Raw genomic sequence first — 26,585 nt, forward strand, 5'->3', positions numbered from 1 at the left:
CGGTGATCCCAGGATCACCGCCCTGTTGCTCATTTCGCCCGGTCGGCGGTGCGGCGGATGGCGGCGACGAAGGTACGGAACAGCTCGGGGGGCAGGTCGTGGCCCATGCCGTCGATGAGCAGCAGCTCCGCGCCGGGTACGGCGGCCGCGGTGGCCCGACCGCCCGAGACGTGCACCATCTTGTCGGCCATGCCGTGCACGACCAGGGTGGGCACCCGGACGGCGCGCAGCCGGTCGCCGCGGCTGGGCTGGGTGAGCACCGCCAGCATCTGCCGCATCACGCCGCGGGGGTCGACCCCCCGGTCGTAGGTCTCCCCGGCCCGCTTCTCGATCTCCGCGAGGTCCAGGGGGAAGGCCGGCGAGCCGATCAGCGTCCAGACCATCGCACTGGTGCGGATGTAGGCCTCCCGGCCCGGCTTGCGCCGGGCGATCAGCGCGGGGAGCAGCGAGGGGTGCTGCCAGCCGACGGTGCGCTTGCCGGTCGTCGACATGATGCTCGTCATCGAGCGCACCCGGGCCGGCCGGGTGATCGCCATGGTCTGCACGATCATGCCGCCCATCGACACCCCGACCACGTGCGCCGACTCGAGGCCGAGGTGGTCCAGGAGGCCGAAGGCGTCCTCGGCCAGGTCGCGCATGTCGTAGGGCGCCCGGACCCGGCCGCCGGCGAAGGCCCGGACCAGGGTGGCGCGGCGGACCGGCGCTTGGAGGACCGTCGAGCGCCCCGTGTCGCGGTTGTCGTAGCGGATCACGTAGAACCCGGCCCGGGCCAGGGCGGCGCACAGCTCGGGGTCCCACCAGTTCATCGGCCCGCCGAGCCCCATCACCAGCAGCAGCGGGTCGTCGTCGGGGTCGCCGAAGGTCTGGTAGCACAGCTCGATGTCCGGGGTGACCGGGGCGAACAGCTCCTCCGAGACGGCCACGGGCGTCCGCGCGGCGGCGGGGGAGGGCGTTTCGGCACCGGGGTCGGGGGTACGTGGGCTGTGCGGCACCGATCCAGTCAACCAGGTACGACGCCGGGTGCGGACCGGTGCCGGCGGAAGGGACGACACGTGGCCGGATCGGCTCGGCAATTGCCCGCGAATCGACGGGTGGAGGCCGTACCGTGGCCCATGTGACCTCCAACACACTGGCCGACTTCCTGCTGCCGACGGGCTTCGAGTGCCCGCGGCCGTCGGCGGTCCTGCGCGAGGGCAGCGCGGTGCTCGAGGCCGGCCGCTACGCCTGGCGTGCCACGGCGGAGCGACGCGCCCGCCGGTCCACGCCGTACGCCGCCCGCCAGGTGTCCCGCCACGGTGACCCGGTGATCCTGGTCCCGGGGTTCCTGGCCGGGGACGGCACGCTCGCGCTGATGGCCAAGGCGCTGCGGGCGCAGGGGTTTCGCACGTACCGCTCCCAGATCCACGCCAACGTCGGCTGCACGCTCAACGCGGCCGCGCAGCTCGAGACCCGGCTGGAGTCGATCGCGATGCGGCGCGGCTCCCGGGTGCAGATCGTCGGGCACAGCCTGGGCGGGATGCTGGCCCGCGGGATCGCCGTACGCCGCCCCGACCTGGTGTCGAACATCGTCACGATGGGCAGCCCGATGCTGGCGCCCGGCGCTCACCACCGCTCCCTCGCGACCAGCGTCGACCTGCTGGTCCGGCTCAGCCGGGCCGGCGTCCCCGGCCTGATGTCCGAGGAGTGCGTGGCCGGCTCGTGCGCCCGGCAGAGCTTCGGCGAGAGCCGGCAGCCGCTCGCGCCGGACGTCGGCTTCACGGCCGTCTACTCCCGCCGCGACGGGATCGTCGACTGGCGGGCCTGCGTGGACCCGACGGCGCGCGCCGTCGAGGTGACCGCCTCCCACCTCGGCATGGCCTTCGACCCGCGGGTCATCGACGTGGTGCTCGGCTCGCTGCTGCGCAGCAGCGAGGTGTCAGCTCTCGAAGTTGACCGCGGAAAAAGCGCGTAGCTTCTGCGGCTGGTGCTCGGAGATGATCCGGCGGATCGTGCCGCTGCGCGCGCGCATCACGATCGAGTGCGTGGTCACGCTGTCGGACCGGTAGCGAACGCCGCGCAGCAGCTCGCCGTCGGTGATGCCGGTGGCGACGAAGAACGTGTCGTCGCCGGTGACCAGGTCCTCGGTGGAGAGCACGTGGTCGGGGTCGAGGTCGTGGCCGGCGTCGATCGCCTTCTGCCGCTCCTTGTCGCCCTGCGGCCACAGGCGGCCCTGGATGACACCGCCGAGCGCCTTCATGGCGCACGCGGCGATGATCCCCTCGGGAGTGCCACCGATCCCGAGCAGCAGGTCGATGCCGGTCTCGGGCCGAGCGGCCATGATGGCGCCGGCGACGTCGCCGTCGGTGATGAACTTGATCATCGCCCCGGTGGCCCGGATCTCGTCGACCAGCTGGGCGTGCCGCGGCCGGTCAAGCAGCACCACGGTGACGTCGGAGGGGAGCTTGCCCTTGGCCTTCGCGACCTGGTGGATGTTCTCGGCGACGGGCAGGCGGATGTCCACGACGCCGGCCGCCTCGGGGCCGGTGACGAGCTTCTCCATGTAGAACACCGCCGACGGGTCGTACATCGACCCGCGCGGCGCGACCGCGAGCACGGAGACGGCGTTGGTCATCCCCTTCGCCGTGAGCGTGGTGCCGTCGATCGGGTCGACGGCGACGTCGCACTCCGGGCCGGTGCCGTCGCCGACCCGCTCCCCGTTGTAGAGCATCGGGGCGTTGTCCTTCTCGCCCTCGCCGATCACCACGGTGCCGTCCATGCCGATCGTGGAGATCATCACCCGCATCGCGTTGACCGCGACGCCGTCCGCGCCGTTCTTGTCACCGCGGCCGACCCAGCGGCCGGCGGCCATCGCGGCGGCCTCGGTGACCCGGACCAGCTCCAGGGCCAGGTTGCGATCGGGCGACTGGTCGGACTCGAGTGCGAAACCGTGGGGCATGTCGGGGACTCTAGCGTCGCCGGCGAAGGTCAGGTGCGGTAGACGGACACCTCGTTCGCCTTGACGGCGAACACCACGCGTACGCCGGGGGCCAGGTCGAGCTCGGCCACGGAGGGCACGGTCACGTCCGCGGCCAGGTGGCCGGCCCGGACCCGGACCTGGTCGCCGTGCGGCTCGAGGTCGGTGATCGTCACCGGCAGGATGTTGCGGGGGCTGCCGCCGGGGTCCTCCCGGAACACCGAGACGGCGCTCGGCCGGAACACCGCGACGGCCGGATCCCCGGGCCCCGGCCCGTCCTCGGCGGCGAGCCCGCGGATCGCGACCCCGGCGGTGTCCAGCACCGCGCCGTCGCGCCAGGTGCCGGCGATCATGTTCAGCCCGGCGATGCGGGCGGCGAACCGGCTGCGCGGCCGGGCCAGCACCTCGGCGCTCGGCCCGTCCTCGACGACCCGGCCACCGTCGAGCACGACGACCCGGTCGGCGAGCAGCAGCGCGTCGAGCACGTCGTGGGTGACCAGGACGACGGTCCGGCCGGCGAGCACCCGGCGCAGCGTCTGGCGCAGCGCCGGGGAGACGGCCACGTCCAGGGCGGCCATCGGCTCGTCGAGCAGCAGCAGCTCCGGCTCCGCGGCCAGGGCGCGGGCCACGGCGACCCGCTGGGCCTGACCGCCGGAGATCGCCGCCGGCGGCCGGTCCGCCAGGTCTGCGGCGTCGACCTCCGTGAGCCAGTGCCGGGCGGCGGCTCGGGAGTCGTGCCGGCTGCGACCACGGCTGCGCGGACCGAAGGCCACGTTCTCGAGCACGCTCAGGTGGGGGAACAGCAGCGGGTCCTGGGCGAGCAGCGCGACCTGCCGGTCGTGCGGCGGCACGAACCGGCCCTCGCCGGTGAGCTCGCGCCCGCCGAGGCGCACCCGGCCGCGGTCGGGGCGCAGCAGGCCGGCGGCCACGGCCAGCGCCGTCGACTTCCCGGCCCCGTTGGGCCCCAGGAGCGCGACGGTCTCGCCGGCGGCGACCTCGAAGGCGACGTCGAGGTTCCGGTCGGCGACGGTGGCGCTGAGCTCCAGGCTCACAGCCTGCTCCGTCCCTGACGAGCGAAGCCGATGACGAGCACGGCGACCACGACCAGCACCAGCGAGAGGGCGACCGCGGCGTCGACGTCGGTCTCCCGCTGCTTGTAGATCTCCAGCGGCAGGGTGCGGGTGACGCCCTGCAGGCTGCCTGCGAAGGTGATCGTCGCGCCGAACTCGCCCAGGGACCGGGCGAAGGCGAGCACCGCGCCGGAGACCAGGCCGGGCAGCACCAGCGGCAGCGTCACCCGGCGGAACACCGTGGTCGGACGGGCGCCGAGGGAGGCGGCGACGACGTCGTACCGTCGACCGGCCGTGCGCAGCGCGCCCTCGAGGCTGACCACCAGGAAGGGCATGGCGACGAACGTCTGCGCCAGCACGACAGCCGCGGTCGAGAACGCGACCTGGAGGCCGAGCAGGTCGAGCTCCTCGCCGAGCAGTCCCCGGCGACCGAACGTGTAGAGCAGCGCGATGCCGCCGACCACCGGCGGCAACACCAGCGGCAGCAGCACCAGCGAGCGCAGCGCCCCCTGCCCGGGGAACGAGGTGCGCGCGAGCACGACGGCCATCGGCGTACCGAACAGGATGCAGAGCAGCGTGCTGAGCGCGGAGGTGCGCAGGCTCAGCCAGAGCGCGTCCTTCGACGCCTCGGAGGTGATCAGCGAGCCGAAGTCCGCCCAGTCCACGCGCACCACGATCGCGACGACGGGCAGCAGCACGAACGCCGCTCCGAGCGCCGCCGGGATGTAGAGCCAGCGGGGGATCACGGCGTGCTCACGGCCGGCCGAAGCCGTCGTCGGTGAGGATGCTCTGGCCCGTGCCGCCCAGCACGAACCCCACGAAGTCGGCGGCCAGGCCGGACTCGTCGGAGTCGGCGATCGGGGCGATCGGGTAGGTGTTCACGACCTTCCCGGACTCGGGGAACGTGACGCCCTGGACGTCGTCGCCCGCGGCGGCGATGTCGGTGACGTACACGAGACCCGCCTCGCCCTCGCCGGAGCTGATCTTGCCGAGGACATCGGTCACCGACTGCTCCTCGCTGACCGGGTCGAGGGTCACGCCGGCCACCCCGGCGACCGACTGCGCGGCAGCGCCGCACGGGACCTCGGGGGCGCAGATGACCAGGGCGAGGCCCGGCTTCGCCAGGTCCTGGAAGGTCCGGATGCCCGCGGGGTTGCCCGGGGGCACGGCGATCTCGAGCGTGTTCGTGGCGAACGCCTCCGGCTCGGCGCCGGTGAGGTCCGCGGCGACCAGCTGGTCCATGTTGGCGGTGTCGGCGGAGGCGAACACGTCGGCCGGGGCGCCCTCCTGGATCTGGGTTGCCAGGTCGGAGGAGCCGCCGAAGCTGAGCTGGACGTCGACGCCGTCGTGCTCCTTCTCGAACTCCGTGGCGATGTCCTCGAAGGCCGCGGTGAGCGAGGCCGCGGCGTACACGGTCAGGGTGGTCTGCTCGTCGTCCCCGCCGCAGGCGGAGAGCGGCAGCGCGAGGGCGAGGACCAGGGGCAGGACGAGGCGGTGCTGACGGCCGGTCACGGGCGCTCCACGACGACGTTGGTGGACTTGACCGAGGCGATCGCCCGGACGCCGGGCTCGAGGCCGAGCTCGTCGGCCGCCTCGCTGCTCATCAGCGAGACCATCCGGTAGGGGCCGCAGATCATCTCGACCTGCGCCATGACGGTGTCCTTCTTGACCTTCGTGACGATCCCGGCGAGCCGGTTGCGGGCGCTGACCGCCGCGGCGCGGGTGGCCTCGCGGTCGGGGTGGTCGGCCAGCGACTCCGCCAGGGCGGCCAGGTCCGCGCCCGGCACCACGCTCCGCCCGTCCTGCTGCCGGGTCGCGAGCCGGCCGGCCTCCACCCAGCGGCGTACCGTGTCGTCGCTCACCCCGAGCAGCTCCGCCGCCTCCGCAATCCGGTAGCTCATCACGGTCCGATTATGCCGCAAATACGGCTGATATCGCCACAATAACCCGCTTCTGCGATTCTTTTGGATCCTCCGGTCGGCTCGGGTCGGTTTCCCCGGTTCACCGGGGAAACCGGAACTGTTGGGCCGAAACTTCGGGCCAGAAGTTCCAACTTCCCCGGTGAACCGGGGAAACCGCCCGCCAGGTCACCGCGCCGGGTGCGGCGGGGCGGCTGAGAGGATGGGCCGGTGACGCAGACGGACACCGGGCGCCCCGGTCGCTACCCACGGACCACCGGGGGGCTGGTGGGCTCGATCATCGTGCTGGTGCTCGCGGTGGTCGCCATCGTGCTGGTGCGCGGGATGTTCCGGGAGACGCCGAGCTACGAGCCCGAGCACGTCGACTACCTCGCGCTGGTCACCAGCGTGCAGCAGGTCGGGCTGACGCCGGCCTACCCGGCCGAGCTGCCGGCGGGCTGGTACGTCAAGGACGCCACGTTCGCCCCGGGTGACCGGCCGGTGCTCGATCTCGCGATGACCACGGCCGATGGCCGCTTCGCCGGCCTGCACCAGGAGGACCGCGCCGTCGACGAGCTCGTCGGGAGGTACGTCGGCGGTGATGCGACCGAGGGCGACCCGGTGCGGATCGAGGGCGCCGTCGCCCCCGAGTGGCGGACCTTCTCCGACCCCGGCGGCGACCATGCCTTCGCGGCCGAGCTCGGGGAGGAGACGATCCTCGTCTACGGCTCGGCGAGCGAGGACGAGCTGCGCGACCTGGTCGAGTCGCTCACCACGGACAAGCTGGCGCCGTAGCAGCGAAGTCCCCCGCCCCGCGTGGATCGCGGGACGGGGGACTCGAGCGACCCCCCGGTCAGTCCAGAGTCACCGATGTGTTGGTCGTAGCGGTCGAGGTCCTCACCCTGACGGTAACGACGTCGTTGTGAGCGAGGTTCTTGCCGGCACTGGTCGTCGGCACGTACACCCACCGAACGTTGGGGGATGCCGCCAGCGACTTGGTCGCCTTCGCGACGACATTCCCGCCCTTGATCACCTTGACGGTGAATGCGCAGGCCGACGTGCAGGTGAAGCGCAGGCCGACCTTCTTGATGCTCCCGGGGTCTCCGGAGCGGTTGCCGTTCGGGCCGACCAAGACGCCGGCCGCCGGCTGCACCGCGTCGCCGACGATGGCGATGTCGGCCGACGACGAGCTGTTGGTCGGGTCGTCGGGCGAGCTCACCGTCGCGGTGTTCGTGATGTGGTAGTACTGCGGCTCGTCGGCCGTGCGCACGCCCACGCAGGTGACCTGGATGTCGGCGTTCCACGCCTGCGACCAGTCCTCGTTGTAGAAGCGGAACATGTAGTTGTTGCCGCGCTGCTCCTTGCCGAGCGAGAGGACGCTCGCGTCCTGGCCGGCGTAGCCGCCGGTGATCGCGTTGGCGCTCGACCCGCACTGCTCGATGCCCTCGTCCCGGCTCTCCGGACCCACCGAGATGGTGTCCTGCTGGGTGGTGAGGGGCAGGGTCGCGGTGTGGCCGTTGCTCGACGCCGTCTCGGGCGCCAGGCAGTCGACGTCGAACGTCGCGGCGGTGCCGACCTCGTGGTCGACCACCCAGCGCCACACGTTGGCGTCGGCGTACGACGAGCGGATCACGGCGATCCCACTGGTCACGGTGTGCTCGGGAGCGATCGGGGTGTACCCGGTCGAGCAGGACACGGTCACCAGCTCGCCGTTGGTGTCGGGCGATGAGGCGGAGATCGTGCCCTGGGCGGTCGAGTCGGTCAGGTCGATCGTGTGCGTGTGACCGTTGCTGGAACCGATCGTCTCGTCCAGGCAGGTCACCTTGACCTTGCCCTGGCCGCGCTGCTCGCCGAGGTTGCTCGCGGTCACCGTCCAGCCCTTGATCCCGGACTGGACCGTGGGCTTGCTCTTCGCGACGACGATGTCGGCGTAGTCACCACCCTGATCCACCGCGTCGAGCAGCAGCCCGCCGTCGGTCGGCACGTACCCGGTGGGGCACAAGACGCTGTAGGTCTTGGTCGCGCCGGCCGGGAGGTCGGCGAAGACCTCCTGCTTCTGCACGTCGACGATGTGGCCGGCCGTCGCCGGCAGGCCGGCGCTGCTCACCGTGTCGCTGATCGTGGCCTGGAGGTACACGTTGGAGCTCGTGCCGGGCGGGAGGACCCCGCCGGTGCAGCTCAGGGTCCGCCCGGTGACCGAGCACCAGTCGGGTCGGCTCAGGGAGCCGGGCACGTAGGTCAGGTCGCTCGGCAGCAGGTCGCTGATCGTGATGTTGCTGGCACCCGCGTCGCCGTTGTTGGCGATCGCGATCTTGTACTCGACGGTGTCACCGGGCGCCGCCTGGATCGAAGACTCGTAGTCGCGAGTCAGGTCGTAGTGCGTGCCCGCGAAGTCCAGCGCGGTGACGTAGCCCTCGCCGAAGACGCCCGATCCAAGTCCGAAGCCGAAAGCTGTGACGGTCGCCGTGGGGAATGCGGTCCGCCACTGGTCTAAGGTGCCGTGCCAGGTCGACCCGGAGCCGCCACCGACGACGGGCGCGCCCGCCACGAACGCGCCGAAGTCGCCAGGGTTGCCCAGCGGCTCGTTCAGCCACCAGTCGTTGCCGTAGAAGGTCGACTCGCCGATCAGCTCGCCGTCGCTGACCCCGTCGCCCGTGACATCGACCTTGAGCACGAAGCCCGGCGGGATCGTCCCCAGGATCGTGGTGTACGCAAGGCTCGGCTCGCCGATCGTCGCCAGTGGCTTGGACGTCGCGACGTACTCGCCGACCTTGTCGGTCGAGTTCCAGTCTTCCGTCCAGATGTGTAGGCCGTCTCGGGTCCAGTCCTCGTGGCCGGTCGCCCGCACGTCACGCAACGCCGGGTCGAAGGTGATCGGCGGCGCGACGCTCGCCACGGTCTTCTCGATCGACAGGTCGGCCGCGGGCGCCGCTTGGGCCGGCCCGATGGCGAGGAGCGGGAACACCAGCGTGGTCGCACCGACCACCGCCGCTAGTCCCCCCATTCGCAGCTTGCTGGACATGCGTCGCATGCTCGTTCCCTTCCCCCAGGGGTCACGCACCCGAGCACGCACCACAGCCGTTACTAACAGCCGAACGTTAGGGCCGGGTGCGGCTCAGATCACACCGAAATTCAAAAGAATCTCCACGGGAGATCCACGGGGCGGTAACAGCGGGCGGCTCACGCTCAACAGGACGGTAACGTCTGGTCCACAGGATCAGACATTTGGTAAAGACCGGACTAGCCCGGCCGATATTCATCGTCCGTCTTCACTGCCCTCGTCGTCGGCCTCGATCGCGGCATCCAGCCGCTCCCGAGCGCCGTCGAGCCAGTTCTGGCAGATGGTGGCCAGCCGCTCGCCGCGCTCCCACAGCGCCAGCGACTCCTCGAGCGTGGTGCCGCCGGTCTCGAGGCGGCGGACCACCTCGACCAGCTCCTCGCGGGCCGCTTCGTACGACGGGGTCTGGTCCGGCTCAGCCTTCTTGGACATCGAGCTCCTCGGTGCTGGTGGTGGTGGCGTGGATCCGGCCGTCGGCGACGCGCACGCTGACCTGCTGCTTCGGCGCGACGGCACCGACCGAGGTGACCACGTGGCCGTCGGCGTCCTGGAGCACGGCGTACCCGCGTTGCAGGGTGGCCAGCGGGGACAGCGCCCGGGCGCGGGCCCGGTGGTGGCCGATGTCGTCGGCCGCCCGGTCCAGCGCGTGGCCCAGGCAGCGCCGGGCCCGGTCGCGCAGCTGGTCGACCTCGTCGCGCCGGGCGTCGAGGAGCATCCGCGGGTCGGCCAGCGCCGGCCGGGAGCGGAGCCCGTCGAGGCCCGCCTGTTCCCGGGCGATCCACCTGGCCAGTGCGCCGCGCGCCCGCTCCCGGGCACGGCGCACGTTGCGCTGCTCCTCGGCCACGTCCGGGACCACGAGCTTGGCGGCATCCGTGGGCGTCGAGGCGCGGACATCGGCGACCAGGTCGAGCAGCGGGGAGTCGGGCTCGTGGCCGATCGCGGAGACCAGCGGCGTGCGGATCCGGTGCACCGCGCGGATCAGCGCCTCGTCGGAGAACGGCAGCAGGTCCTCGACCGAGCCGCCGCCCCGGGCGACCACGATCACCTCGACCGCCGGATCACGGTCGAGGCGCTCGACCGCCTCGATCACCTCGCTGGCCGACCGCGGCCCCTGCATCGCGGCGTACGCGATCTCGAAGGCGACGGCGGGCCACCGGCGGCGGGCGTTCTCGAGCACGTCGCGCTCGGCGGCGCTGTTGGGGGCGGTGACCAGGCCGACGGTGCCGGGCAGGAACGGCAGCGGTCGCTTGAGCTCGGCGGCGAAGAGTCCCTCGGCAGCCAGCAGCTGGCGCCGTCGCTCGAGCCGGGCGAGCAGCTCGCCCAGGCCGACCATGCGGATCTCGCGGGCGTACAGCGAGAGCGTGCCGCGGTTGGCGTAGTACGACGGCTTCGCGTGCAGGACCACGCTGGCGCCCTCGACCAGGGGCGGGTTCAGGCCGTCGAACAGCGTGCGCGAGCAGGTCACCGGCACCGAGATGTCGGCGACGGCGTCGCGCAGGGTGAGGAACACCGTGTTCAGGCCGGGTCGCCGGCTGACCTGCGCCACCTGGCCCTCGACCCACACCGCGCCGAGCCGGTCGACCCAGCCGGCGATCGCGTTCGCGATCTGCCGGACCGGGGCCGGCGACTCGAGCGAGCTCTCCAGGGCCATGGCCGGGACCCTACCGAGCAGCGCCGACAGACTGCTTCTTCCACGATGGGCCCGGGCCCGGGGCCGGGGCCGGGGCATGGCCAGTCTCGGGCACCGGGCCGACGGGCGGCGGGCGCTCTCCACAGGCCCGGTCCGTAGACTCGGGGTCATGACGGACCTCGCCACCCCACGCACGCTGACCGAGGCGGAGAAGTCGGTCCTGCTGGCCGCGCCGCGCGGCTACTGTGCCGGCGTCGACCGGGCGGTGATCACCGTCGAGAAGGCACTGGACCTGTACGGCGCGCCCGTCTACGTGCGCAAGCAGATCGTGCACAACAAGCACGTGGTCGCCGACCTCGAGTCCCGCGGCGCGATCTTCGTCGAGGAGCTCGACGAAGTTCCCGAGGGCCAGACCGTGGTGTTCTCGGCGCACGGCGTCTCGCCCGAGGTGCACCGGCAGGCCGAGGAGCGATCGCTGAAGACGATCGACGCGACCTGCCCGCTGGTGACCAAGGTCCACCACGAGGCGAAGCGGTTCGCGACCGAGGACTACGACATCCTCCTCATCGGCCACGCCGGCCACGAGGAGGTCGAGGGCACCGCGGGCGAGGCCCCCGGGCACATCCAGCTCGTGCAGGGTCCCGCGGACGTCCCGAACATCAAGGTCCGCGACCCGAAGCGGGTCGCCTGGCTCTCCCAGACCACGCTGTCGGTCGACGAGACCCTCGAGACCGTCGACGCGATCCGGGAGCGGTTCCCCGACCTGCTCGACCCGCCGAGCGACGACATCTGCTACGCCACCCAGAACCGTCAGCTGGCGGTCAAGGAGATCGCTCGTGACTCCGACCTCGTGATCGTGGTCGGGTCGGGCAACTCCTCCAACTCGGTGCGACTGGTCGAGGTCGCGCTCGAGGCGGGCGCCCGCGCGGCGCACCGGGTCGACGACGCCTCCGAGATCGACGAGGCCTGGCTCGACGGGGTGCGCACGGTGAGCGTCACCTCCGGCGCCAGCGTGCCAGAGGCGCTGGTCCAGGGCGTGCTCTCCTTCCTGGGCGAGCGCGGGTACCCCGACGCTCGGGCGGTGCACAGCGCCGAGGAGTCGCTGATCTTCGCGCTGCCCCACGAGCTGCGGCGCGACCTCAAGGCCGCCGGGCGGAGCTGAGCACCCGGATGGCCCGCTACGTCGACGTACACCCCGAGAACCCCCAGTCCCGCCTGCTCGACCAGATCGCCGACGCGCTGCGCGAGGACCAGCTGATCGCCTACCCGACCGACTCGGGCTACGCGCTCGGCTGCCGGCTCGGCAACCGCGAGGGTCGGGACCGGATCCTGCGGATCCGCCGGCTCGACGAGAAGCACCACTTCACGCTGATGTGCAAGGACTTCGCCCAGCTCGGGCACTTCGTGAAGTTGGACAACTCCGCGTTCCGCTCGATCAAGGCCGCGACCCCGGGGCCGTACACGTTCATCCTGCCGGCGACCCAGGAGGTCCCCCGCCGGCTGATGCACCCCAAGAAGCGCACCGTGGGCGTCCGGATCCCGGCGCACGTCTTCGACCAGGCCCTCCTGGGGACCCTCGGTGAGGCGCTGTTGACCAGCACCCTGATCCTGCCGGGGGAGACCGAGCCGCGCAGCCTCGGCTGGGAGATCAAGGAGGAGCTCGACCACCAGGTCGACGTGGTGGTCGAGGCGGGCGAGACGCTGGCCGAGCCGACCACCGTCATCGACTGGTCGGAGGGCTACCCCGAGGTGCTGCGGGTCGGCGCCGGCGACCCGGCCCGCTTCGAGGCCGCCTGAGACAGCACCCGCTGGCGTACGGCGAGGATCGCCAGGCAGAGCAGGTAGCCGGTGACCAACGCGCCCGCGTGGTGCGACAACCCGGAGACGACCGCCTGGATCACGCCGTCGCCCGGGTCGGCGATCAGCTCGGGCCGGGTTGCCCCGAGCATTGCGAAGACCACCACCATCAGCAGCGGTGGCAGCACGCCGACGGTGAAGAAGTCCGAGGGCCGCACGGCGAGCGCGGTCGCGATGCAGAGCAGGACGAAGCAGAGGTCGAAGAGCACGCCGACGTGCCCGACCAGCCACCGGTCGACGACGACCGCGGTCAGGGCGAGCGCCAGCCCGAGCGCGACGACCTGACGGCCCGGCTCGCGCCCCTCCTCCCAGAGGGTCCGGCGCTGGCTCGCGCGCTGAATCGCCCGCTGACTCACAGGGCCACGGTATGGTCCGCGCCCGGATCGTCGTCGGCGGCGCGCCGTTCCACCGAGCGCAGCCCGGAGGGTGATATGGACCGGGCCGTGGCGTCGATCTGGCGCGGGCTCGGCAGCTCCTCGTCGGTCACCGAGAGGTCCGCGAACCGGCGGCCGCTGACCAGCACCCGCGACTCCAGGGAGCCGACCGTCTGGTTGTAGTGGCCGACCGCGGCGTTGAGCGAGCGGCCGAGCTGGTCGAGGTGGCCGGTCATGCCGAGCAGCCGGCCGTGCAGCTCGCGCCCGAGGCGGTGGATCTCGCGCGCCTGGTCGGCGAGGGCCTCGTGGCTCCAGCCGTGGGCGACCGTGCGCAGCAGCGCGATCAGCGTCGTCGGGGTGGCGAGCACGACCTGGCGCGCGGCGGCGTGCTCGATCAGGGTCGGGTCGGTCTCCAGGGCCGCGGCCAGGAACGACTCGGCCGGCACGAACAGCACCACGAACTCCGGGCTCTCCTCGAGCGAGCGCCAGTACTGCTTGGAGCCGAGCGCCTCGACGTGGGTGCGCAGCTGGGTGACGTGGCGGCGCAGGTGGGCGCGGTGCTCCTCCTCGTCGTCGGTGGAGGTCGCGTCGAGATAGGCGTCCAGCGGCACCTTGGCGTCGACGACCACCCGTCGCCCGCCGACGAGGTGTACCACCAGGTCCGGCCGGCGCGCCCCGTCGTCGAGGCGCACCTGCTCGCTGAAGTCGCACCGGTCGACGAGCCCGGCCAGCTCGACGGCCCGACGCAGGTGCAGCTCGCCCCACCGGCCGCGGACCTGCGGCTTGCGCAGGGCGGTCGAGAGCGACCGGGTCTCGCGCTGGAGCTGGTCGACCTGGGTGTCGAAGTGACCCTGCCAGGTGGCGCGGGCCCGATCGAGGTGGTGCATCTGGTCGCTGAGCCGGTCCAGGCCCTGCATGACCTCGGCCTGGTCGACCAGGCCGTCGGTGAACGAGCGCCGGGAACGGGACCACAGCACGCCGAGCAGGGCACCGAGGAGGCAGCCGAGCGCCAGCCCGACGAGGAGGGCGAGGAAGAGGGTCACCGCGGTCATGGAGCCAGCATGGAGGCCACCGCCGACATCGCCCGGGGAACGCGCCGCCATCTGCTGTAACGCCGTGTTACCCCTTCTGCCCACCCTGCTGCAACACGGTCGATGGATGGGGTAACACGGCGTTACAGCGAATTCGCGCCGCCCACCCGCAACCTCAGGACAGGTCGACGACCACCGGGGCGTGGTCGGAGGCGCCCGTCCCGGCCCGCTCCTCGCGGTCGATGAACGCCCCGGTGACCCGGGCGGCGAGGGACGGCGAACCGAGGACGAAGTCGATGCGCATGCCGCGGTTGCGCTCGTAGCGCTGCCGGTAGTAGTCCCAGTACGTGTAGACCTCGGGTCCCGGCGCGTGCGGGCGCACCACGTCGACGTACCCGTCCTCGAGGAAGGCCTGGAAGGCGGCCCGCTCGGGCGGGGTGACGTGGGTGGACCGAGCGAACTGCGCCATGTCGAAGACGTCCTCGTCCGTCGGGGCGATGTTCCAGTCCCCGACGAGCGCGACGTCCTGGTCGCGCCAGGCCTGCGCGGCGTCGCGCAGCCGGGCCAGCCAGTCGAGCTTGTAGACGTAGTGCGGGTCGTCGGGCTTGCGGCCGTTGGGCACGTAGAGCGACCAGATCCGTACGCCGCCGCAGGTCGCGCCGATCGCCCGGGACTCGGTCTCCGCCGCTCTCTGCACGTCCTTGGCCCAGCCGGGCTGTCCGGGGAAGCCGACCGCCACGTCGCTCAGCCCGACCCTGCTGATCACCGCGACGCCGTTCCACTGGTTGGCGCCGGCGACAGCGACCTCGTAGCCCCGCGCCTCGATCCCCATCAGCGGCAGCTGGTCCTCGCGCGCCTTGGTCTCCTGGAGCGCGAGCACGTCCACCTCGTGGCGGTCCAGGAACGCCTCGACGCGGTCGATGCGGGAGCGGAGGGAGTTGACGTTCCACGTCGCGATGCGCACGGAAGGCAGCCTAGTGAGGCAGCCCGGTGATTCGGGCCGGCCCGCCGCCTCGCCGTAGACTCGCCGCCCGTGGCTCTCACCATCGGCATCGTCGGGCTCCCCAACGCGGGCAAGTCCACGCTCTTCAACGCCCTGACCAAGAACGACGTGCTCGCGGCGAACTACCCGTTCGCGACGATCGAGCCGAACGTCGGGGTGGTCGGCGTGCCCGACGACCGACTGCCCAAGCTCGCCCACGTGTTCGGCTCGGCGCGGATCCTGCCGGCGACGGTGGAGTTCGTCGACATCGCGGGCATCGTCCGCGGCGCGTCCGAGGGCGAGGGACTGGGCAACAAGTTCCTCTCCCACATCCGGGAGTCGGCCGCGATCTGCCAGGTGACCCGGGTCTTCCGTGACGAGGACGTCACCCACGTCGACGGCGAGGTGAACCCCGCCAGCGACATCTCCACGATCCAGACCGAGCTGATCCTCGCGGACCTGCAGACGGTCGAGAAGGCGATCCCCCGGCTGGAGAAGGAGGCGAAGGGCAAGAAGGAGCTGGCCCCCGTCGCCGCGGCCGCCAAGGAGGCGCTCGCCCACCTCGAGGCCGGTACGCCGATCATCGCGACCGACATCGACCGCAGCCTGGTCCGCGAGCTGTCCCTGCTCACGGCCAAGCCGTTCATCTACGTGTTCAACTGCGACGCCGACGAGCTCGGCGACGAGGCGCTCAAGGACAAGATGCGGGCCCTGGTCGCACCGTCCGAGGCGATCTTCCTCGATGCGAAGTTCGAGGCCGAGCTGGTCGAGCTCGGCGACGACGACGAGGCCCGCGAGATGCTGCACGAGATGGGCGTCGAGGAGCCGGGCCTGGAGGTGCTGGCCCGGGTCGGCTTCGACACCCTCGGCCTGCAGACCTACCTCACCGCCGGGCCGAAGGAGACCCGCGCCTGGACCATCCCCAAGGGTGCCACCGCCCCCGAGGCCGCCGGCGTGATCCACACCGACTTCCAGCGCGGCTTCATCAAGGCCGAGATCGTCTCCTTCGACGACCTGGTCGAAGCCGGCTCGCTGCTCAAGGCGCGCGAGGCCGGCAAGGTCCGCATGGAGGGCAAGGACTACGTCATGCAGGACGGCGACGTGGTCGAGTTCCGCTTTAACGTAACCTGAAGGTTCGGCGGCGCCGGACGCGAACCATCACTTTCCAGTGAAGGCAAGTCACTGAGTCGCCGATGGCCGCTACTGTCACCGAACAGATGGTCACCGCAAGCTCGGCGGTGACTCAACGACTGACTTGGGACGGGGGACGGCGTGGCGTACTCCTCCAAGAAGCCAGCGACCCCAGCCGAGCGGGCAATCGCATCCACCGGCATCCCGGCCCGCCTCGACGCGCTCCTTTGGCAGGCGCTTGGCAACGGCGAGACTCCCGCGCTCGCTGATCTGGTCGCGTCCGCACAGGGGAAGCCACGCGAACACGTGGTTGCCGAAACCCTCATCGTCCAAGACGCCAATCCACTGGAGGTGATTCACCCCAAGTCGTTCGTCACTTACGTGGAACGCACAGTCGGTGGCGTCTCGGCAATCAAGGTTGACGACGAGCGAGGCGACTTCGTGCTGTCGGCTTGGCCGACCGCTCATGAGGGCGTCTTCCACCTCATCGCGTCCATCCCGTCCACCGACCCTCGCTGGGGCAAGGTGGACCGGTGGGTGGGCAAGGCACGCCCGCATGCCGTCCGATGCTTCCTTGATCATGACGACTTCATAGCCATCGGCACGGCACTCTCGGAGCACGACGAAGTTGAGGTTCAACGAGTCTCTGGTCGCAAGCACGAGGACCGGTCAACGTGGAATCGAAGTTTCCGTGCGTACGACGATGACCACCTCCGTCCCGACCACCGGGAGATGGTCGCAGAAGCCGAGTCCGTCGGCGTTTCGCTTCGGACCCTCCACATGCACGTCGGGGACGTCATGGACGTTGTCGTACGACGCGTTGCTGGTGCCACCTTCAACAAGGGTGACTTTGAGGTCTTCGAGAACCGCGTCCTAAGCCGCCTCGCACACGCTGCCGCGCGGCGCCGAGACCTCTTCGTTGATCGTGAGCGCCGCCTGAACGAGCCGCCCAAGCGGCCCATCGAAGTCCGCCTCGCCGCGCCGCTCTTCACCGATCCTGAGGCGACCGGCGAAGTCATTCACATGCTGGAGCGCACGAGCGACGTCGCCTTCGCCGTGGTGCACCGAAATCCTTACCTTCATGTCGTCGTGACAGACAACACCGACGGATCGAACTACGACCTTTTCGTTACCAGCCCCAGCGCGATTGAGATCCACCCCGGATTCCGCGCGAGTCTGGGATCTCTCACGCGGCTCTCTCAAGACCTCGGCGACTATTTCGAGGCTGACAACCTCCGCGAGACTCCGTTGGCTGAACCGTCGTCCATCTTCGACCTCATCGGCTGACACCAGTGGCGAGGTCGAGGCCGCGCACCAGCGCCGTGACACAGCAGAGTCTCCTCGACGACTACGACCTCTACGACCAGTACGTCGACGTTGTGTCTGCTTTCGAGTGGCTCTTCACCGGGACCATTGAGCTGACACCGACTGTCCGGCACTTCGAGCGCTATCCCCGGATCACCACGCCTGACGGCACAGTGGTGACTCCTGACTTCACAGTGCTGTTCCACGACGGCACCGGACTTGTCGGGGAGGTCGCGAAGATCGCCTTGCACGAGAACAGCGTCGACAAGGTGTGCGATCAAATCGGCAAGTACGCCCAGCTCGCACACCTTCCCTCAGACAGCAGAGGTGGTACGGCTCCGGTCACCGATCTCGACGTCCTCCAACTGGTGCCCGCGGAGGTTGGCCTCTCAGCGGTCAACCGAATCATCAAGGAGCGTTACCTCAATCCGGATCATGCCTACGCGCCACCGAAACCGCCTGTGATTGCCCAGTTCAGCCGATCCATCTTCCGAGACGACTTCCGATACACCTTCCAGCGGATCCCCGATCCCGACAACGGCACACTGCCTGTGAGCGAGGACCCGGCCACTATCGGCCTGCTCCTCACGACGGATTCCAACGTTCCGGCGCGCAAGTTCAAGGACGTCAAGGCCCGCCGGAAGTTCATGAACGACCCAATCAAGCCGCTCTACTTGGCGACCCACCTATGGACATCGACGTGGCCGACAGAGTACGGCTCAGAGACTGCTGACATCGAAGTCAAGCCCGCTGATATCGCAAACACCCTCCGGAAGCAGTACGGCGTCGGACGCGCTGCCGAGGTGAAAGCCGCCCTCGAACTGCTGGCACAAGCCGGGCTAGCCGCCGACAATGGAGACGGCACATGGGTCGTCTCCCGCAAGACACTTCGGCTGCGCGGGGAACGCGACATTCACCGCGTCATCGCGATCAAGGCAGGTCGACGCGACAGTCCGATCGTCACCCCTCGGCACCGTCGTCCCAAGTCGCCTCCCGAGACTGAGCAGGGTTCGCTGTTCTAGTTGCTGACGCCTAACTCACCAGTGCGGGTCCGGCGAGCCGGCCATCCAGTGAATGCCGATCACTTCCGAGGTCTTCCTGTCGCGCGAGACCTCGAAGAAGGCGTCGCAACCGGTGCATGACTGTTCATCTGCATCGAGGAGGTTGACCTCGTCGCAGGACCGACACGCGCCAACCGCCGAGCCGCACGAGTCGCAGATACCTCCGTCGCGAATGTCGCTGGCAGGGTCCTCGTCCAGAATCCAGACCCGGTCCCAGCAGTTCGGGTTCGGACAAGGGACAGTCCCGAGGAAGCGGGGGAGCACTTCCTCCCATGGCTGCACGAGCGTCAGGTGACTCAAGTCTCGGACCTCGATCCTCGGGTTCGTCGAAACCCTCGCTCGCGCCTCGGCGCCAGCGTCAAAGCCTCCGAAGGCGTAGAGGACGCCATGTCCGATCTGCATGTCGATGCACTTACCCACGAAGGCATCCACCGCCCCGATGCCGACCTTGCGGGTGGTGTACCGCTTGCACTCGAAAGCCACCTCGATGTCGACGCTCGCGACACAGCCTGTGGCGATGGCGTCCATTTGCCGTTCACGACCACTCATCCCGAGGCGTTTCACGTTGTGTTCGACGGATGAGGCTGGATCCGCCTTGGCGATGAAGTCCTTAACATCAATCTCAAACTGCTTCCACAGTGGGTCTCCCGGAGTGATCTCGTCTTCCTTGGAAAGACCCTCCTCCTCCTCCTTCATCGGCGCTCCCCGAGGTCGCTCTTTCGGCCGGAGTCACTAGGAACTCTTGACCCCTCATGGCCGAACCGCCTCAAGTTGGGCAGTTGACTGTGCACGCGCTTAGCGTTCCGCTTCCGGCGAGCGGTGACAACCGACACGACGCCGATCACGCGACTACCCCGCCCGTTACGGCTTCTGGGCCGAGGGAATTTAGGAACTCCACCGTTGACGACGGAATCACGTCGTGCATGACCGCGCTCAGCAAGAGTTGCTCGGCTTCGACGCACGACTGGACGGCCTGCCGAAGTAGCCAGAGGGGGAGCAGCAGGGCTACCAGCCAGATCACTGAAACACTGCTGAGCAGCGCGGTAAGAACAACGAGAGGTACGACGATCGCCGAACGGAGTTCTGACTCTGCTCGAATCCGGTCATACTCGAGAAACAGCTGCTCTTGCTCGACCTGCAGCTTGAGTGGCAGTTCACTCACCAGCTCTTGCTCGACGGATGCCTCGGCCATTCCCCACATAAGCCACGTTCGCGGGTCCACCTCATCGTCCGACGCGAAGTCCGAGTTGCTCATGCGGCGACGTCCCATCTGAGCCGAGCCGCTCTCCTGAATGTCGCGTGCCCACACCTGCAAGTGGGGCGGACACCCTCGGCCTCCGAAGGCGGACCATGTCAGATCTTCGGGCGCCAGTGATGCCCGCCGATGAAGCCAATGGCTGAAGTCGCCTCTGAGGTTCGCCAAGTCAGGCTCAACGCCGAATAGACGACAGACAGCCAGACGCTTCCAGTCGCCCACGTTGATCGGCAGACGGTGAGCTACGGCTCGGGTCGGAATGCTCGGAATGGCGCCGCCTGCAAGGATCGCGAGCAAGCTCAGCGCAGCGAACAGCGCGGGTTGGCCAACTAGGGAGCCTAGGTCGTGCAAGCGGCTCTCGATCACGTCCCCATCCCGTTGTGGCATCACTGCGCGACCGAGCGCGAGCCAGAGGATTATCAGCCAGAGCGCCCCAGCGATGAGGGGGGTGCGGGTGTGCCGTAACCCGGGCAGGAGAGTGGCAAGCACACCGCATCGTAGGACGTACATGGCGCCTCAAGAGGGAAGGCGACCCGGCTCCCTTAGACGTCCGCTGACACTCGAATCGGCTCCCGCGCCCAGCACTTGGCCATCCGGCTGACGGCGTCATATGGAGGTCGGTAGCCTCAGGCAGTGACTCGTCTCGAACTCGCGTGGCCCAACAAGGACCGCTTTCTGCTCGTTCCGAAAGACGACGATGGCAAACCGATCTGGGTTGAGCGGGACCATCCGGCAGCCGCCGAGGTCCGAGTTTCGGACTTCAGCAGTTCCATCGGCGACGTGGACGAGTCGAATCCCTATGCAGGCAACTTGCTTTTCACCGGCGACTCGCTAGATGTCCTCCGCATCTTGACGACAGTGCCGGAGTACGCACGGCACTACAAAGGCAAAGTGCGGCTTGTCTACATCGACCCGCCATTCAACACCGGGCAGGCATTCGAGCACTACGACGACTGGCTCGAACACGCGACGTGGCTCTCCTTCATGCGCGATCGTCTTCGACAGATCCGCGAGTTGCTCACCCCGGACGGTTCGGTGTGGGTGCACTTGGACGACGCCGAGGCTCACCACATGCGTGTGTTGCTCGATGAGGTGTTCGGCCCTGCCAACTTCCTAGGCAACGTCGCGTGGAAGCGCCGCAACGACCCCCGGAACACCGCGCAGTTCATCTCCGCAGACCACGACCAGCTACTGATCTACGGACGGGACGCCGCACGAGCGCGGTTTAACAAGCTGGAGCGCACCGAGGCGATGGACTCGGCCTACACGAATCCCGACAACGACGAGCGCGGCCCGTGGAGACGAGGAGATCTCGCCGCGCGCAACTTCTACTCACGTGGCACTTATGCGATCACTACCCCGAGCGGGCGCGTAGTCGATGGACCCCCCAGCGGGTCGTACTGGCGCGTCTCCGAGGAGGAACTGGCTCGACTCGATTCCGATGGGCGCATCTATTGGGGGCCGAGCGGAGACTCGCGGCCGTACCTGAAGAGGTTCCTCACCGAGGTTCAGGGAGGGCGGGTTCCGTCATCGGTCTGGCACCCTGAGGAAGTCGGATTCGTACGGAACGGCAAGGAGGAAGTCCGCGCCCTCGTGGGCGATGTCTTCGCCACACCGAAGCCAGAACGGCTGCTCGAACGCGTGCTACACATCGGCTCGGACCCCGGCGACGTCGTGCTCGATTGCTTCGCCGGGTCGGGCACCACGGCGGCGGTGGCGCACAAGATGGGACGACGCTGGATCACCGCCGAAGTGCTGGGGGAGACCGTCAAGGAGTTCACACGCCCGCGGCTTGAACTGGTCGTGAAGGGTGAGGATCCGGGCGGGATCACAGGCGCAGTTGGCTGGAAGGGTGGCGGCGGGTTTCGCTGCGTTGAAGTGGGTCCGTCGATGTACGTCGATACACCGTTCGGCGTGCTGCTCTCAGACGAGGCGACGAACGGCACCTTCGCCAAGGCCGTCGCGGGTCAATTGGGTTACGACTTTCAGCCCGACGCAGCCCCACTCTGCGGCGCTCAGGGACGCATGCGTCTGGCTGTGCTCGACGGCACGGTAGGCGCCGAAGAAGTACAGGCCGTCGTCGCCGCTCTCGCTGACGGCGAACAAGTTGAGATTGTCGGCCGTTCCGTACTGGACGGTGCTGCGGCGACGTTGCGCACGATCGCGAAAGGCTCCAAGATCACGAAGGCGCCCCGCGACCTTCTGACGGCGGCCCGCCGTATCCGTCGCCACGCCGACCGGGGGGGTGGCGAGTGATCGAATACGACGAGAGCCTCGTCGAGCAGGTCGCTCACACGCTGGATCTGCGCAGGCCAAACCGGGACGCCCTCGACGCGCTGGCGCAGGCCCTTGCGGCCGCCGAGACAGGCGCGGAACTCGTAGCCGACCTCGCTACAGGGGTGGGAAAGACGTACATCGCCGGTGCCCTGCTGGACTATCTCTACGCGTCCGGGCTGAGCAACGTCGTGATTGTGACGCCGGGGTCCACGATTCAACGCAAGACCGTGGACAACCTGACGCCCGGGCATCGTAAATACCTGCGTGGGCTGCAATCGAACCCGCTGGTGGTCACCCTCGACTCTCTTGAACGTGGCGAAGTCGGTGCGGCCCTCCAAGACACTGACCGCTTCAAAGTCTTCGTGCTCACTGTTCAATCCTTGCTGCGTCCGAATACGAACGACGCTCGACGGGCCTACCGCGAGCACGAGACGACCGGCGTTGCCCTCTACGACTATCTTCAAGCTGCCGACGATCTCGTGGTGATCGCGGATGAGCACCACGTCTACTACTCGAACAACGCCAAGAAGTTCCGGCAGGCAATCGAGCAGATGCACCCGCAGGCACTGATTGGCCTCACTGCTACCCCGCACGAGGCCGCCGAGCCGAAGATCGTTTATCGCTATCCGCTCTCGTCAGCGATCGCTGACGGCTACGTGAAGATTCCAGTTCTCGTCTCCCGGCGCGACGGCATCTCCGACCTGCGCACACAGCTCGCCGACGGCCTCACCCTCCTTGCCGCGAAGGCCGCAACAATGCGCGCCTACTGCAACATGACCAAGCAGGCGTACGCGGAACCGATCCTCTTCATCGTCGCGTCCACGATTGACGAGGCCAACGAGATTCGCGACACCCTCGCGGGGTCGGACATGCTCGGCACAGCTGAGCAGGTGCTGTTGGTGACGAGCGAGGAACCGGACAAGACACTCGCGCTGCTCGACACGCTAGAGGACCCCGATTCTCCAATCCGTGCCGTGGTCAGCGTGGGGATGCTGAAAGAGGGCTGGGACGTCAAGAACGTCTACGTCATCGCGTCTGTGCGGTCGCTGGAATCAACGCTGCTCACGGAGCAGGTTCTCGGTCGCGGGTTGCGACTCCCCTTCGGCACCCGCACGGGCAACCCAATGCTTGACACCGTGGAGGTGCTGTCGCACCGCTCGTTCGCGGCCCTGTTGCGGCAGGCGAAGGTGTTGCTTGAAGAGACACTCGGCAAACGCACCGAGGAAGCGACAATCACAACCAACCCAGTCCCGGGGATTATCGCCCCCGGAGTTCCGCTAGGAGCGGGTGATGTCCTCCCGGTGAACCCCGACGAGGCCGGAAGCATCTCGGTAAACCTCCCCGGCGTTTCGGCCGCGTACGCCGAGGAACACGACGGTGACGGTCACGCTCAGGTGCCGGGCCAGACTCACACAGGAATCATCTTCGCCACGCCGGAAAGCCGTTCAGATGCCGCAAGGGCGTCTGAGCAGGCTGTCGCCCACACCGTCGGGCCGACGCCGCAGCGCAGCCACTCGCTACCCCTGTTCATCCCTCGCGTGATCCGCACGACGAGGCGCGCGCCGTTCTCACTCGCCGACCTGGACCTGACGCAGGTCGAGGCGTTGGGTCGGCAGTTCGCCAATGACGAGGGCGAGTCCCTGCGCCGGACGGCACTCAATGCTGAATACGACCTAACCGGTGAAGCGCACGTTGTCATAACCGAGCAGCGCGACCGAGTGGCGGCGTCAGCGCAGCTAATCCCGTACGGCTCGATCGAGACCGACCTCGTAGGCCGCCTGTTGCGCACCGATGGGATCGAGGCGTCGGTGCGCGAAGCGAACGCCGCCCAGAAGGTCGCGCAGGTGTTCCTAGACGGTGCTCGCGTCACCGAGAGCACCCCGTGGCGGGTTGAGCACGGTCGGCTCGCGACAGCTCGCCTGACGGAATGGATCAAGCAGCGGCATGCTGCCACCCGGACGTGGATCGAGACCTCGGTGCTGCTCGACCGCTGGCCTGATCCGCAGGAGCGCATCGAGGTACAGCCGCCTGCCGACCGGCACCTCGTCACCTCTTCGTCCGTGTTTGCGCGGGGCTACCCGTACTCGGGGTGGGAGCGGTCCTTCTACGACGTGGTGCGCTTCGACGCCTACTCGACAGAGTTTCGGTTGGCTGAGCTGTTCGACGCCTCAAGCGGTGTCGAGTCTTGGTTGCGAGTTGACGAGCACGTACCGCTACGCATCGACTACTCGATGGGCGCCTATGGGCGGCAGTACGAACCCGACTTCGTGGTGATCGACGACGAGCGTGTCCACTGGATCATCGAAGGTAAGCGCGACAGTGAGGTGACGTCCGCAGTGGTGGAAGCCAAGCGCGACGCCGCCCGGGAGTGGCTGCGCGCCGTCAACGAGGACTCGGCGGTCTCAGACCGATGGGGTTACCTCCTTGCGTCCGAGTCTGTCGTTGCCAACTCGTCATCGTGGTTCGCCCTACGGAGGGGCGCTCAGACCTTCTCGTGACTGGAGTGTTGCCTTGGCGCGCGTGCGCGCGCGAAGGCGACACTTGCAAAAGTCGCAGAACTACTAGCCCCTTACGCGTGCGCGTGCGCGCGTAGGGCGTACTCCCAAAAGTCCCCAAAGCACTCGGCGGGCAACCTCGTCGTATCGCACGACCGGGCGCTCTTGCTGGAGCGGAGCGCGCGCTGCCCCAGTCGTCAGTAGATCGCGCCGCGGAGGGCGACACCCGCCTGACGAGGCAGGACGCCCTCCACGACGATCACAGTAGTGAACGTTTGCAGCGCAGCCAGCACGGACAGCGGATCGTCTAGAGCCAGTCTCACGGCCCCGTGTGTAGGACTCTGCTGCACCCAGTCGCCGACGTGCAGGGAGAGCAGGGCTGTTGCATGGGTAGACCCCATCACGCACCCGTGAAGTTCGCCTTCTAGTGCGGCGGGATGGATGCCAACACGGTAGAGGATTGAGTCGATCGTGCCCGTCACAGTGAACATGATTCCCGTTCGGTTGGTGTCGGCCTCACCTTGTGGTCGTACTTAGAGCATCGTCCAGCTTCATCGACTCCAAGGCGGCGCGAACCGTTGACGGGTACCACTTGGCTCCCCCGCGCGTGGTTGGGACTCCGTCCCGGTTAAGCCCGCCAGCGATCGCTGCTAGCGTCTCGCCCGCGTCCCGTTGGCGTGCTATCCGGCTCAGGGTTTCGATGGACGTCTTGCGGGGCCGGCCCAAGCGGACTCCTTGCATCTTCAGTTGCTGGAGGGCCGCGCTTGTTCTGGTGCCAATGAGTTGGCGCTCGTACTCGGCGAACGACGCCATGACGTTTGCCATGAGCGCTCCGCTCGGGGTTGTCGTGTCGATCGCCAGATCGAGGACTACCAGTTCCCAACCCTCTCGACGCGCTCGTTCCATGAGCATGGCGAAGTCCAGCAGCGACCGGGAGAGGCGGTCAAGCTTCGCGACTACGAGCACGGATGCTTCCCCCCGCGCGAGGGCTGTCAGCACCGCCGAGATTCCCGGGCGCCCAAGACTGCGGGCCGAGTGGCCTTCGTCTGAGATGTAGGTGACAGCAGGCCAGTTCCGGGCGGCGGAAGCCGCCTCAATCGCCGACCTCTGGTCCGCCAAGCCGAGGCCAGAGACCGCCTGCTCCTCTGTGCTCACCCGCAGGTAGCCGATGACAGCATCACTCCGGCGGCGTTTTCCCATGGACTCAGAATACATGAAACGGTCGTTTTGTGTATGCGTCTCGCCGAACTCCGAGCCGCTCTGCACCGTGCACGCCGCATCCAGAACGGTCTTAGGAACTGTGTCGCCGCTGCGATGCTCCACCTGCGATCTCGCTTCCGGGACGAGCTGTCCCGCTGGCACGCGCGCAGTCTTGGGGTACCGCCCACGACAACTCGCCCGGCCACACGAACGCACCATGCCGCGCCGCAGGTTCTGTGACTCGACCTCGACGAACACGCCGCATCCCTCGCAGCGACAGCGCCAGTACGTCGCGCCCGACGGTCGCGTCGCCGCCCGGTCGACGACGACCAGCCCGCCGAACGTCCGGCCACGGAGGTCGATGAGGACGCCCACGTCAACGCTCCTCGTTCGTGACGTCGCCGACCGCGCGCAGGTGGCGTATCTCGCCGGGCGCCTGCTGGGCCTCCAGCACGGCGAGCGCGGCCTCGCCCAGCGCATGCACAATCTGCTCACGCGTCAGCACGATCTTGTCCATGTCCTCGGTCTCCTCAGGGATGGATGGGGCACCGCTAACGAGAGCAGGGGCACCGTCGGCGCCCGGTCTAGGGGCACCGCTACTCAGAGCAGGGGGCACCCCTACTCCGCTCTCGGGGTTAGGTCGGCAGTTGAGGCGGTAGACGTTCGACCGCCGGGGCCGACCCTTCTCGCGAGGGCGCCCTGCCTCGACAAGCACGAGCAGCCCCCGGGCGTCGAGGTGGCGAAGCGCCGTGCGCAGGGCCGTCAGCCCGAGGCCGCTCGCTTCGAGTAGGGCGGCGCGGGGGAGCGTCAGTCGGTCACTGCCTCGGTCATCGGCGATCGTCGCAACGGCGGCGAGCAACGTCCGCTCGCTGTCGGTCAGGTCGGCGTCGGGGTCGGCCGCACGGTCTCGCGCCGCTTGGGCGACCTCTCGGGCACGTTCGTGCGCTTGGTCGCGAGTCCAGCGCGGCGCCTCAGCGACCTTCCTCGCTCCGCTCTCCCACGCGCGGG

General features: G+C 68.8%; 26 protein-coding genes. 9 read left to right on the forward strand and 17 right to left on the reverse strand.

The features are described 5' to 3' along the window. Window positions 1-29 precede the first annotated feature (29 nt). Window positions 30-992 (reverse strand): alpha/beta fold hydrolase, encoded by a 963-nt coding sequence (locus tag NOCA_RS06825; RefSeq protein WP_238383426.1) that lies wholly within the window; start codon window positions 990-992, stop codon window positions 30-32. Between the two features lie 122 nt (window positions 993-1,114). On the opposite strand from NOCA_RS06825, the gene NOCA_RS06830 reads away from it, so the two are divergent. After that, window positions 1,115-1,951 carry an alpha/beta fold hydrolase gene (locus tag NOCA_RS06830; RefSeq protein WP_049774255.1) on the forward strand — a complete coding sequence of 279 codons (837 nt, stop codon included), beginning with the start codon at window positions 1,115-1,117 and terminating at the stop codon, window positions 1,949-1,951. Here the strand turns inward: NOCA_RS06830 and glpX are convergent. The 5 genes from glpX to NOCA_RS06855 are packed head-to-tail and all read right to left on the reverse strand — an operon-like array spanning window position 1,916 to window position 5,924. Beyond that, the gene (gene glpX, locus NOCA_RS06835; RefSeq protein WP_011754533.1) at window positions 1,916-2,935 is read right to left on the reverse strand and encodes a class II fructose-bisphosphatase; all 1,020 of its coding nucleotides are present in this window, start codon (window positions 2,933-2,935) and stop codon (window positions 1,916-1,918) included. The two genes, NOCA_RS06830 and glpX, sit on opposite strands and share 36 nt — an antisense overlap. A 29-nt stretch (window positions 2,936-2,964) precedes the next feature. Next, window positions 2,965-4,005, reverse strand: coding sequence for a sulfate/molybdate ABC transporter ATP-binding protein (locus NOCA_RS06840; RefSeq protein WP_011754534.1), 1,041 nt, complete (start codon window positions 4,003-4,005; stop codon window positions 2,965-2,967). After that, window positions 4,002-4,769 carry an ABC transporter permease gene (locus NOCA_RS06845; protein ID WP_011754535.1) on the reverse strand — a complete coding sequence of 256 codons (768 nt, stop codon included), beginning with the start codon at window positions 4,767-4,769 and terminating at the stop codon, window positions 4,002-4,004. Before NOCA_RS06845 ends, NOCA_RS06840 begins: the two co-directional genes overlap by 4 nt. Window positions 4,770-4,776: 7 nt before the next feature. Further along, the gene (modA, locus tag NOCA_RS06850) at window positions 4,777-5,535 is read right to left on the reverse strand and encodes a molybdate ABC transporter substrate-binding protein (protein WP_011754536.1); all 759 of its coding nucleotides are present in this window, start codon (window positions 5,533-5,535) and stop codon (window positions 4,777-4,779) included. Further along, the gene (locus NOCA_RS06855; RefSeq protein ID WP_011754537.1) at window positions 5,532-5,924 is read right to left on the reverse strand and encodes a TOBE domain-containing protein; all 393 of its coding nucleotides are present in this window, start codon (window positions 5,922-5,924) and stop codon (window positions 5,532-5,534) included. The genes modA and NOCA_RS06855 overlap by 4 nt, the downstream gene beginning before the upstream one ends. Before the next feature lie 228 nt (window positions 5,925-6,152). Between NOCA_RS06855 and NOCA_RS06860 the strand changes: the two genes are divergently transcribed. Further along, entirely contained in the window at window positions 6,153-6,716 is a 564-nt protein-coding gene (locus tag NOCA_RS06860) for a DUF4245 domain-containing protein (RefSeq protein ID WP_011754538.1), read from the forward strand. Between the two features lie 58 nt (window positions 6,717-6,774). On the opposite strand, the gene NOCA_RS06865 is transcribed toward NOCA_RS06860, so the two are convergent. The 3 genes from NOCA_RS06865 to xseA form a co-directional block, all read right to left on the reverse strand. Further along, window positions 6,775-8,943 carry a DUF11 domain-containing protein gene (locus tag NOCA_RS06865; protein ID WP_140404148.1) on the reverse strand — a complete coding sequence of 723 codons (2,169 nt, stop codon included), beginning with the start codon at window positions 8,941-8,943 and terminating at the stop codon, window positions 6,775-6,777. A gap of 234 nt (window positions 8,944-9,177) precedes the next feature. Then, window positions 9,178-9,411, reverse strand: a complete 234-nt coding sequence (locus NOCA_RS06870) for an exodeoxyribonuclease VII small subunit (RefSeq protein ID WP_011754540.1) — start codon at window positions 9,409-9,411, stop codon at window positions 9,178-9,180. Further along, window positions 9,395-10,630: an exodeoxyribonuclease VII large subunit gene (gene xseA, locus NOCA_RS06875; RefSeq protein WP_011754541.1), complete on the reverse strand. Its 1,236-nt coding sequence runs from the start codon at window positions 10,628-10,630 to the stop codon at window positions 9,395-9,397. The genes NOCA_RS06870 and xseA overlap by 17 nt, the downstream gene beginning before the upstream one ends. A 148-nt stretch (window positions 10,631-10,778) precedes the next feature. On the opposite strand from xseA, the gene NOCA_RS06880 reads away from it, so the two are divergent. Next, window positions 10,779-11,771: a 4-hydroxy-3-methylbut-2-enyl diphosphate reductase gene (locus tag NOCA_RS06880; protein WP_041546329.1), complete on the forward strand. Its 993-nt coding sequence runs from the start codon at window positions 10,779-10,781 to the stop codon at window positions 11,769-11,771. A gap of 8 nt (window positions 11,772-11,779) precedes the next feature. Beyond that, window positions 11,780-12,406, forward strand: a complete 627-nt coding sequence (locus tag NOCA_RS06885) for an L-threonylcarbamoyladenylate synthase (RefSeq protein WP_011754543.1) — start codon at window positions 11,780-11,782, stop codon at window positions 12,404-12,406. On the opposite strand, the gene NOCA_RS06890 is transcribed toward NOCA_RS06885, so the two are convergent. From NOCA_RS06890 to NOCA_RS06900, 3 genes are all read right to left on the reverse strand, one after another. Then, on the reverse strand, window positions 12,349-12,822 hold the full coding sequence (locus NOCA_RS06890; protein WP_086000399.1) for a DUF6542 domain-containing protein: 474 nt from the start codon (window positions 12,820-12,822) through the stop codon (window positions 12,349-12,351). The two genes, NOCA_RS06885 and NOCA_RS06890, sit on opposite strands and share 58 nt — an antisense overlap. Continuing rightward, window positions 12,819-13,892 (reverse strand): DNA recombination protein RmuC, encoded by a 1,074-nt coding sequence (locus tag NOCA_RS06895; RefSeq protein WP_041546331.1) that lies wholly within the window; start codon window positions 13,890-13,892, stop codon window positions 12,819-12,821. The genes NOCA_RS06890 and NOCA_RS06895 overlap by 4 nt, the downstream gene beginning before the upstream one ends. 154 nt (window positions 13,893-14,046) lie before the next feature. After that, the gene (locus NOCA_RS06900) at window positions 14,047-14,835 is read right to left on the reverse strand and encodes an exodeoxyribonuclease III (RefSeq protein ID WP_011754545.1); all 789 of its coding nucleotides are present in this window, start codon (window positions 14,833-14,835) and stop codon (window positions 14,047-14,049) included. A 69-nt stretch (window positions 14,836-14,904) separates the two neighbouring features. Between NOCA_RS06900 and ychF the strand changes: the two genes are divergently transcribed. The 3 genes from ychF to NOCA_RS06915 all read left to right on the forward strand — a co-directional run bounded on the left by ychF (window position 14,905) and on the right by NOCA_RS06915 (window position 18,311). Beyond that, window positions 14,905-15,984: a redox-regulated ATPase YchF gene (gene ychF / locus NOCA_RS06905; RefSeq protein WP_011754546.1), complete on the forward strand. Its 1,080-nt coding sequence runs from the start codon at window positions 14,905-14,907 to the stop codon at window positions 15,982-15,984. 141 nt (window positions 15,985-16,125) lie between these two features. Continuing rightward, on the forward strand, window positions 16,126-17,271 hold the full coding sequence (locus NOCA_RS06910; RefSeq protein ID WP_011754547.1) for a hypothetical protein: 1,146 nt from the start codon (window positions 16,126-16,128) through the stop codon (window positions 17,269-17,271). Window positions 17,272-17,306: 35 nt separating this feature from the next. Beyond that, window positions 17,307-18,311 (forward strand): hypothetical protein, encoded by a 1,005-nt coding sequence (locus NOCA_RS06915; RefSeq protein WP_041546334.1) that lies wholly within the window; start codon window positions 17,307-17,309, stop codon window positions 18,309-18,311. Window positions 18,312-18,326: 15 nt separating this feature from the next. On the opposite strand, the gene NOCA_RS06920 is transcribed toward NOCA_RS06915, so the two are convergent. Together NOCA_RS06920 and NOCA_RS26990 are read right to left on the reverse strand one after the other, a co-directional pair. Further along, window positions 18,327-19,046 carry a restriction endonuclease gene (locus NOCA_RS06920; RefSeq protein WP_011754549.1) on the reverse strand — a complete coding sequence of 240 codons (720 nt, stop codon included), beginning with the start codon at window positions 19,044-19,046 and terminating at the stop codon, window positions 18,327-18,329. Window positions 19,047-19,191: 145 nt separating this feature from the next. After that, on the reverse strand, window positions 19,192-19,971 hold the full coding sequence (locus NOCA_RS26990) for a hypothetical protein (protein WP_140404146.1): 780 nt from the start codon (window positions 19,969-19,971) through the stop codon (window positions 19,192-19,194). 267 nt (window positions 19,972-20,238) lie between these two features. On the opposite strand from NOCA_RS26990, the gene NOCA_RS06930 reads away from it, so the two are divergent. Continuing rightward, window positions 20,239-21,861 carry a site-specific DNA-methyltransferase gene (locus NOCA_RS06930; protein WP_011754551.1) on the forward strand — a complete coding sequence of 541 codons (1,623 nt, stop codon included), beginning with the start codon at window positions 20,239-20,241 and terminating at the stop codon, window positions 21,859-21,861. Continuing rightward, on the forward strand, window positions 21,858-24,380 hold the full coding sequence (locus NOCA_RS06935; protein ID WP_011754552.1) for a DEAD/DEAH box helicase: 2,523 nt from the start codon (window positions 21,858-21,860) through the stop codon (window positions 24,378-24,380). The genes NOCA_RS06930 and NOCA_RS06935 overlap by 4 nt, the downstream gene beginning before the upstream one ends. 194 nt (window positions 24,381-24,574) lie before the next feature. Here the strand turns inward: NOCA_RS06935 and NOCA_RS06940 are convergent, their stop codons facing one another. The 3 genes from NOCA_RS06940 to NOCA_RS27455 are packed head-to-tail and all read right to left on the reverse strand — an operon-like array spanning window position 24,575 to window position 26,094. After that, window positions 24,575-24,868: a hypothetical protein gene (locus tag NOCA_RS06940; protein ID WP_011754553.1), complete on the reverse strand. Its 294-nt coding sequence runs from the start codon at window positions 24,866-24,868 to the stop codon at window positions 24,575-24,577. Between the two features lie 25 nt (window positions 24,869-24,893). Beyond that, on the reverse strand, window positions 24,894-25,952 hold the full coding sequence (locus NOCA_RS27920; protein ID WP_197687781.1) for a recombinase family protein: 1,059 nt from the start codon (window positions 25,950-25,952) through the stop codon (window positions 24,894-24,896). Window position 25,953: 1 nt separating this feature from the next. Further along, window positions 25,954-26,094 (reverse strand): hypothetical protein, encoded by a 141-nt coding sequence (locus tag NOCA_RS27455; protein WP_158305638.1) that lies wholly within the window; start codon window positions 26,092-26,094, stop codon window positions 25,954-25,956. Window positions 26,095-26,585 lie beyond the last annotated feature (491 nt).

It is taken from the genome of Nocardioides sp. JS614, assembly GCF_000015265.1.
Lineage (GTDB): Bacteria > Actinomycetota > Actinomycetes > Propionibacteriales > Nocardioidaceae > Nocardioides.

Coding starts and splice junctions, on each gene's coding strand:
- NOCA_RS06920 (WP_011754549.1), bottom strand. CDS start 19,046: ATGAAGGAGGAGGAGGAGGGTCTTTCCAAGGAAGACGAGATCACTCCG.
- NOCA_RS06880 (WP_041546329.1), top strand. CDS start 10,779: ATGACGGACCTCGCCACCCCACGCACGCTGACCGAGGCGGAGAAGTCG.
- glpX (WP_011754533.1), bottom strand. CDS start 2,935: ATGCCCCACGGTTTCGCACTCGAGTCCGACCAGTCGCCCGATCGCAAC.
- xseA (WP_011754541.1), bottom strand. CDS start 10,630: ATGGCCCTGGAGAGCTCGCTCGAGTCGCCGGCCCCGGTCCGGCAGATC.
- NOCA_RS06865 (WP_140404148.1), bottom strand. CDS start 8,943: ATGTCCAGCAAGCTGCGAATGGGGGGACTAGCGGCGGTGGTCGGTGCG.
- NOCA_RS06870 (WP_011754540.1), bottom strand. CDS start 9,411: ATGTCCAAGAAGGCTGAGCCGGACCAGACCCCGTCGTACGAAGCGGCC.
- NOCA_RS06895 (WP_041546331.1), bottom strand. CDS start 13,892: ATGACCGCGGTGACCCTCTTCCTCGCCCTCCTCGTCGGGCTGGCGCTC.
- NOCA_RS06940 (WP_011754553.1), bottom strand. CDS start 24,868: ATGTTCACTGTGACGGGCACGATCGACTCAATCCTCTACCGTGTTGGC.
- NOCA_RS27455 (WP_158305638.1), bottom strand. CDS start 26,094: ATGGACAAGATCGTGCTGACGCGTGAGCAGATTGTGCATGCGCTGGGC.
- NOCA_RS06855 (WP_011754537.1), bottom strand. CDS start 5,924: ATGAGCTACCGGATTGCGGAGGCGGCGGAGCTGCTCGGGGTGAGCGAC.
- NOCA_RS06885 (WP_011754543.1), top strand. CDS start 11,780: ATGGCCCGCTACGTCGACGTACACCCCGAGAACCCCCAGTCCCGCCTG.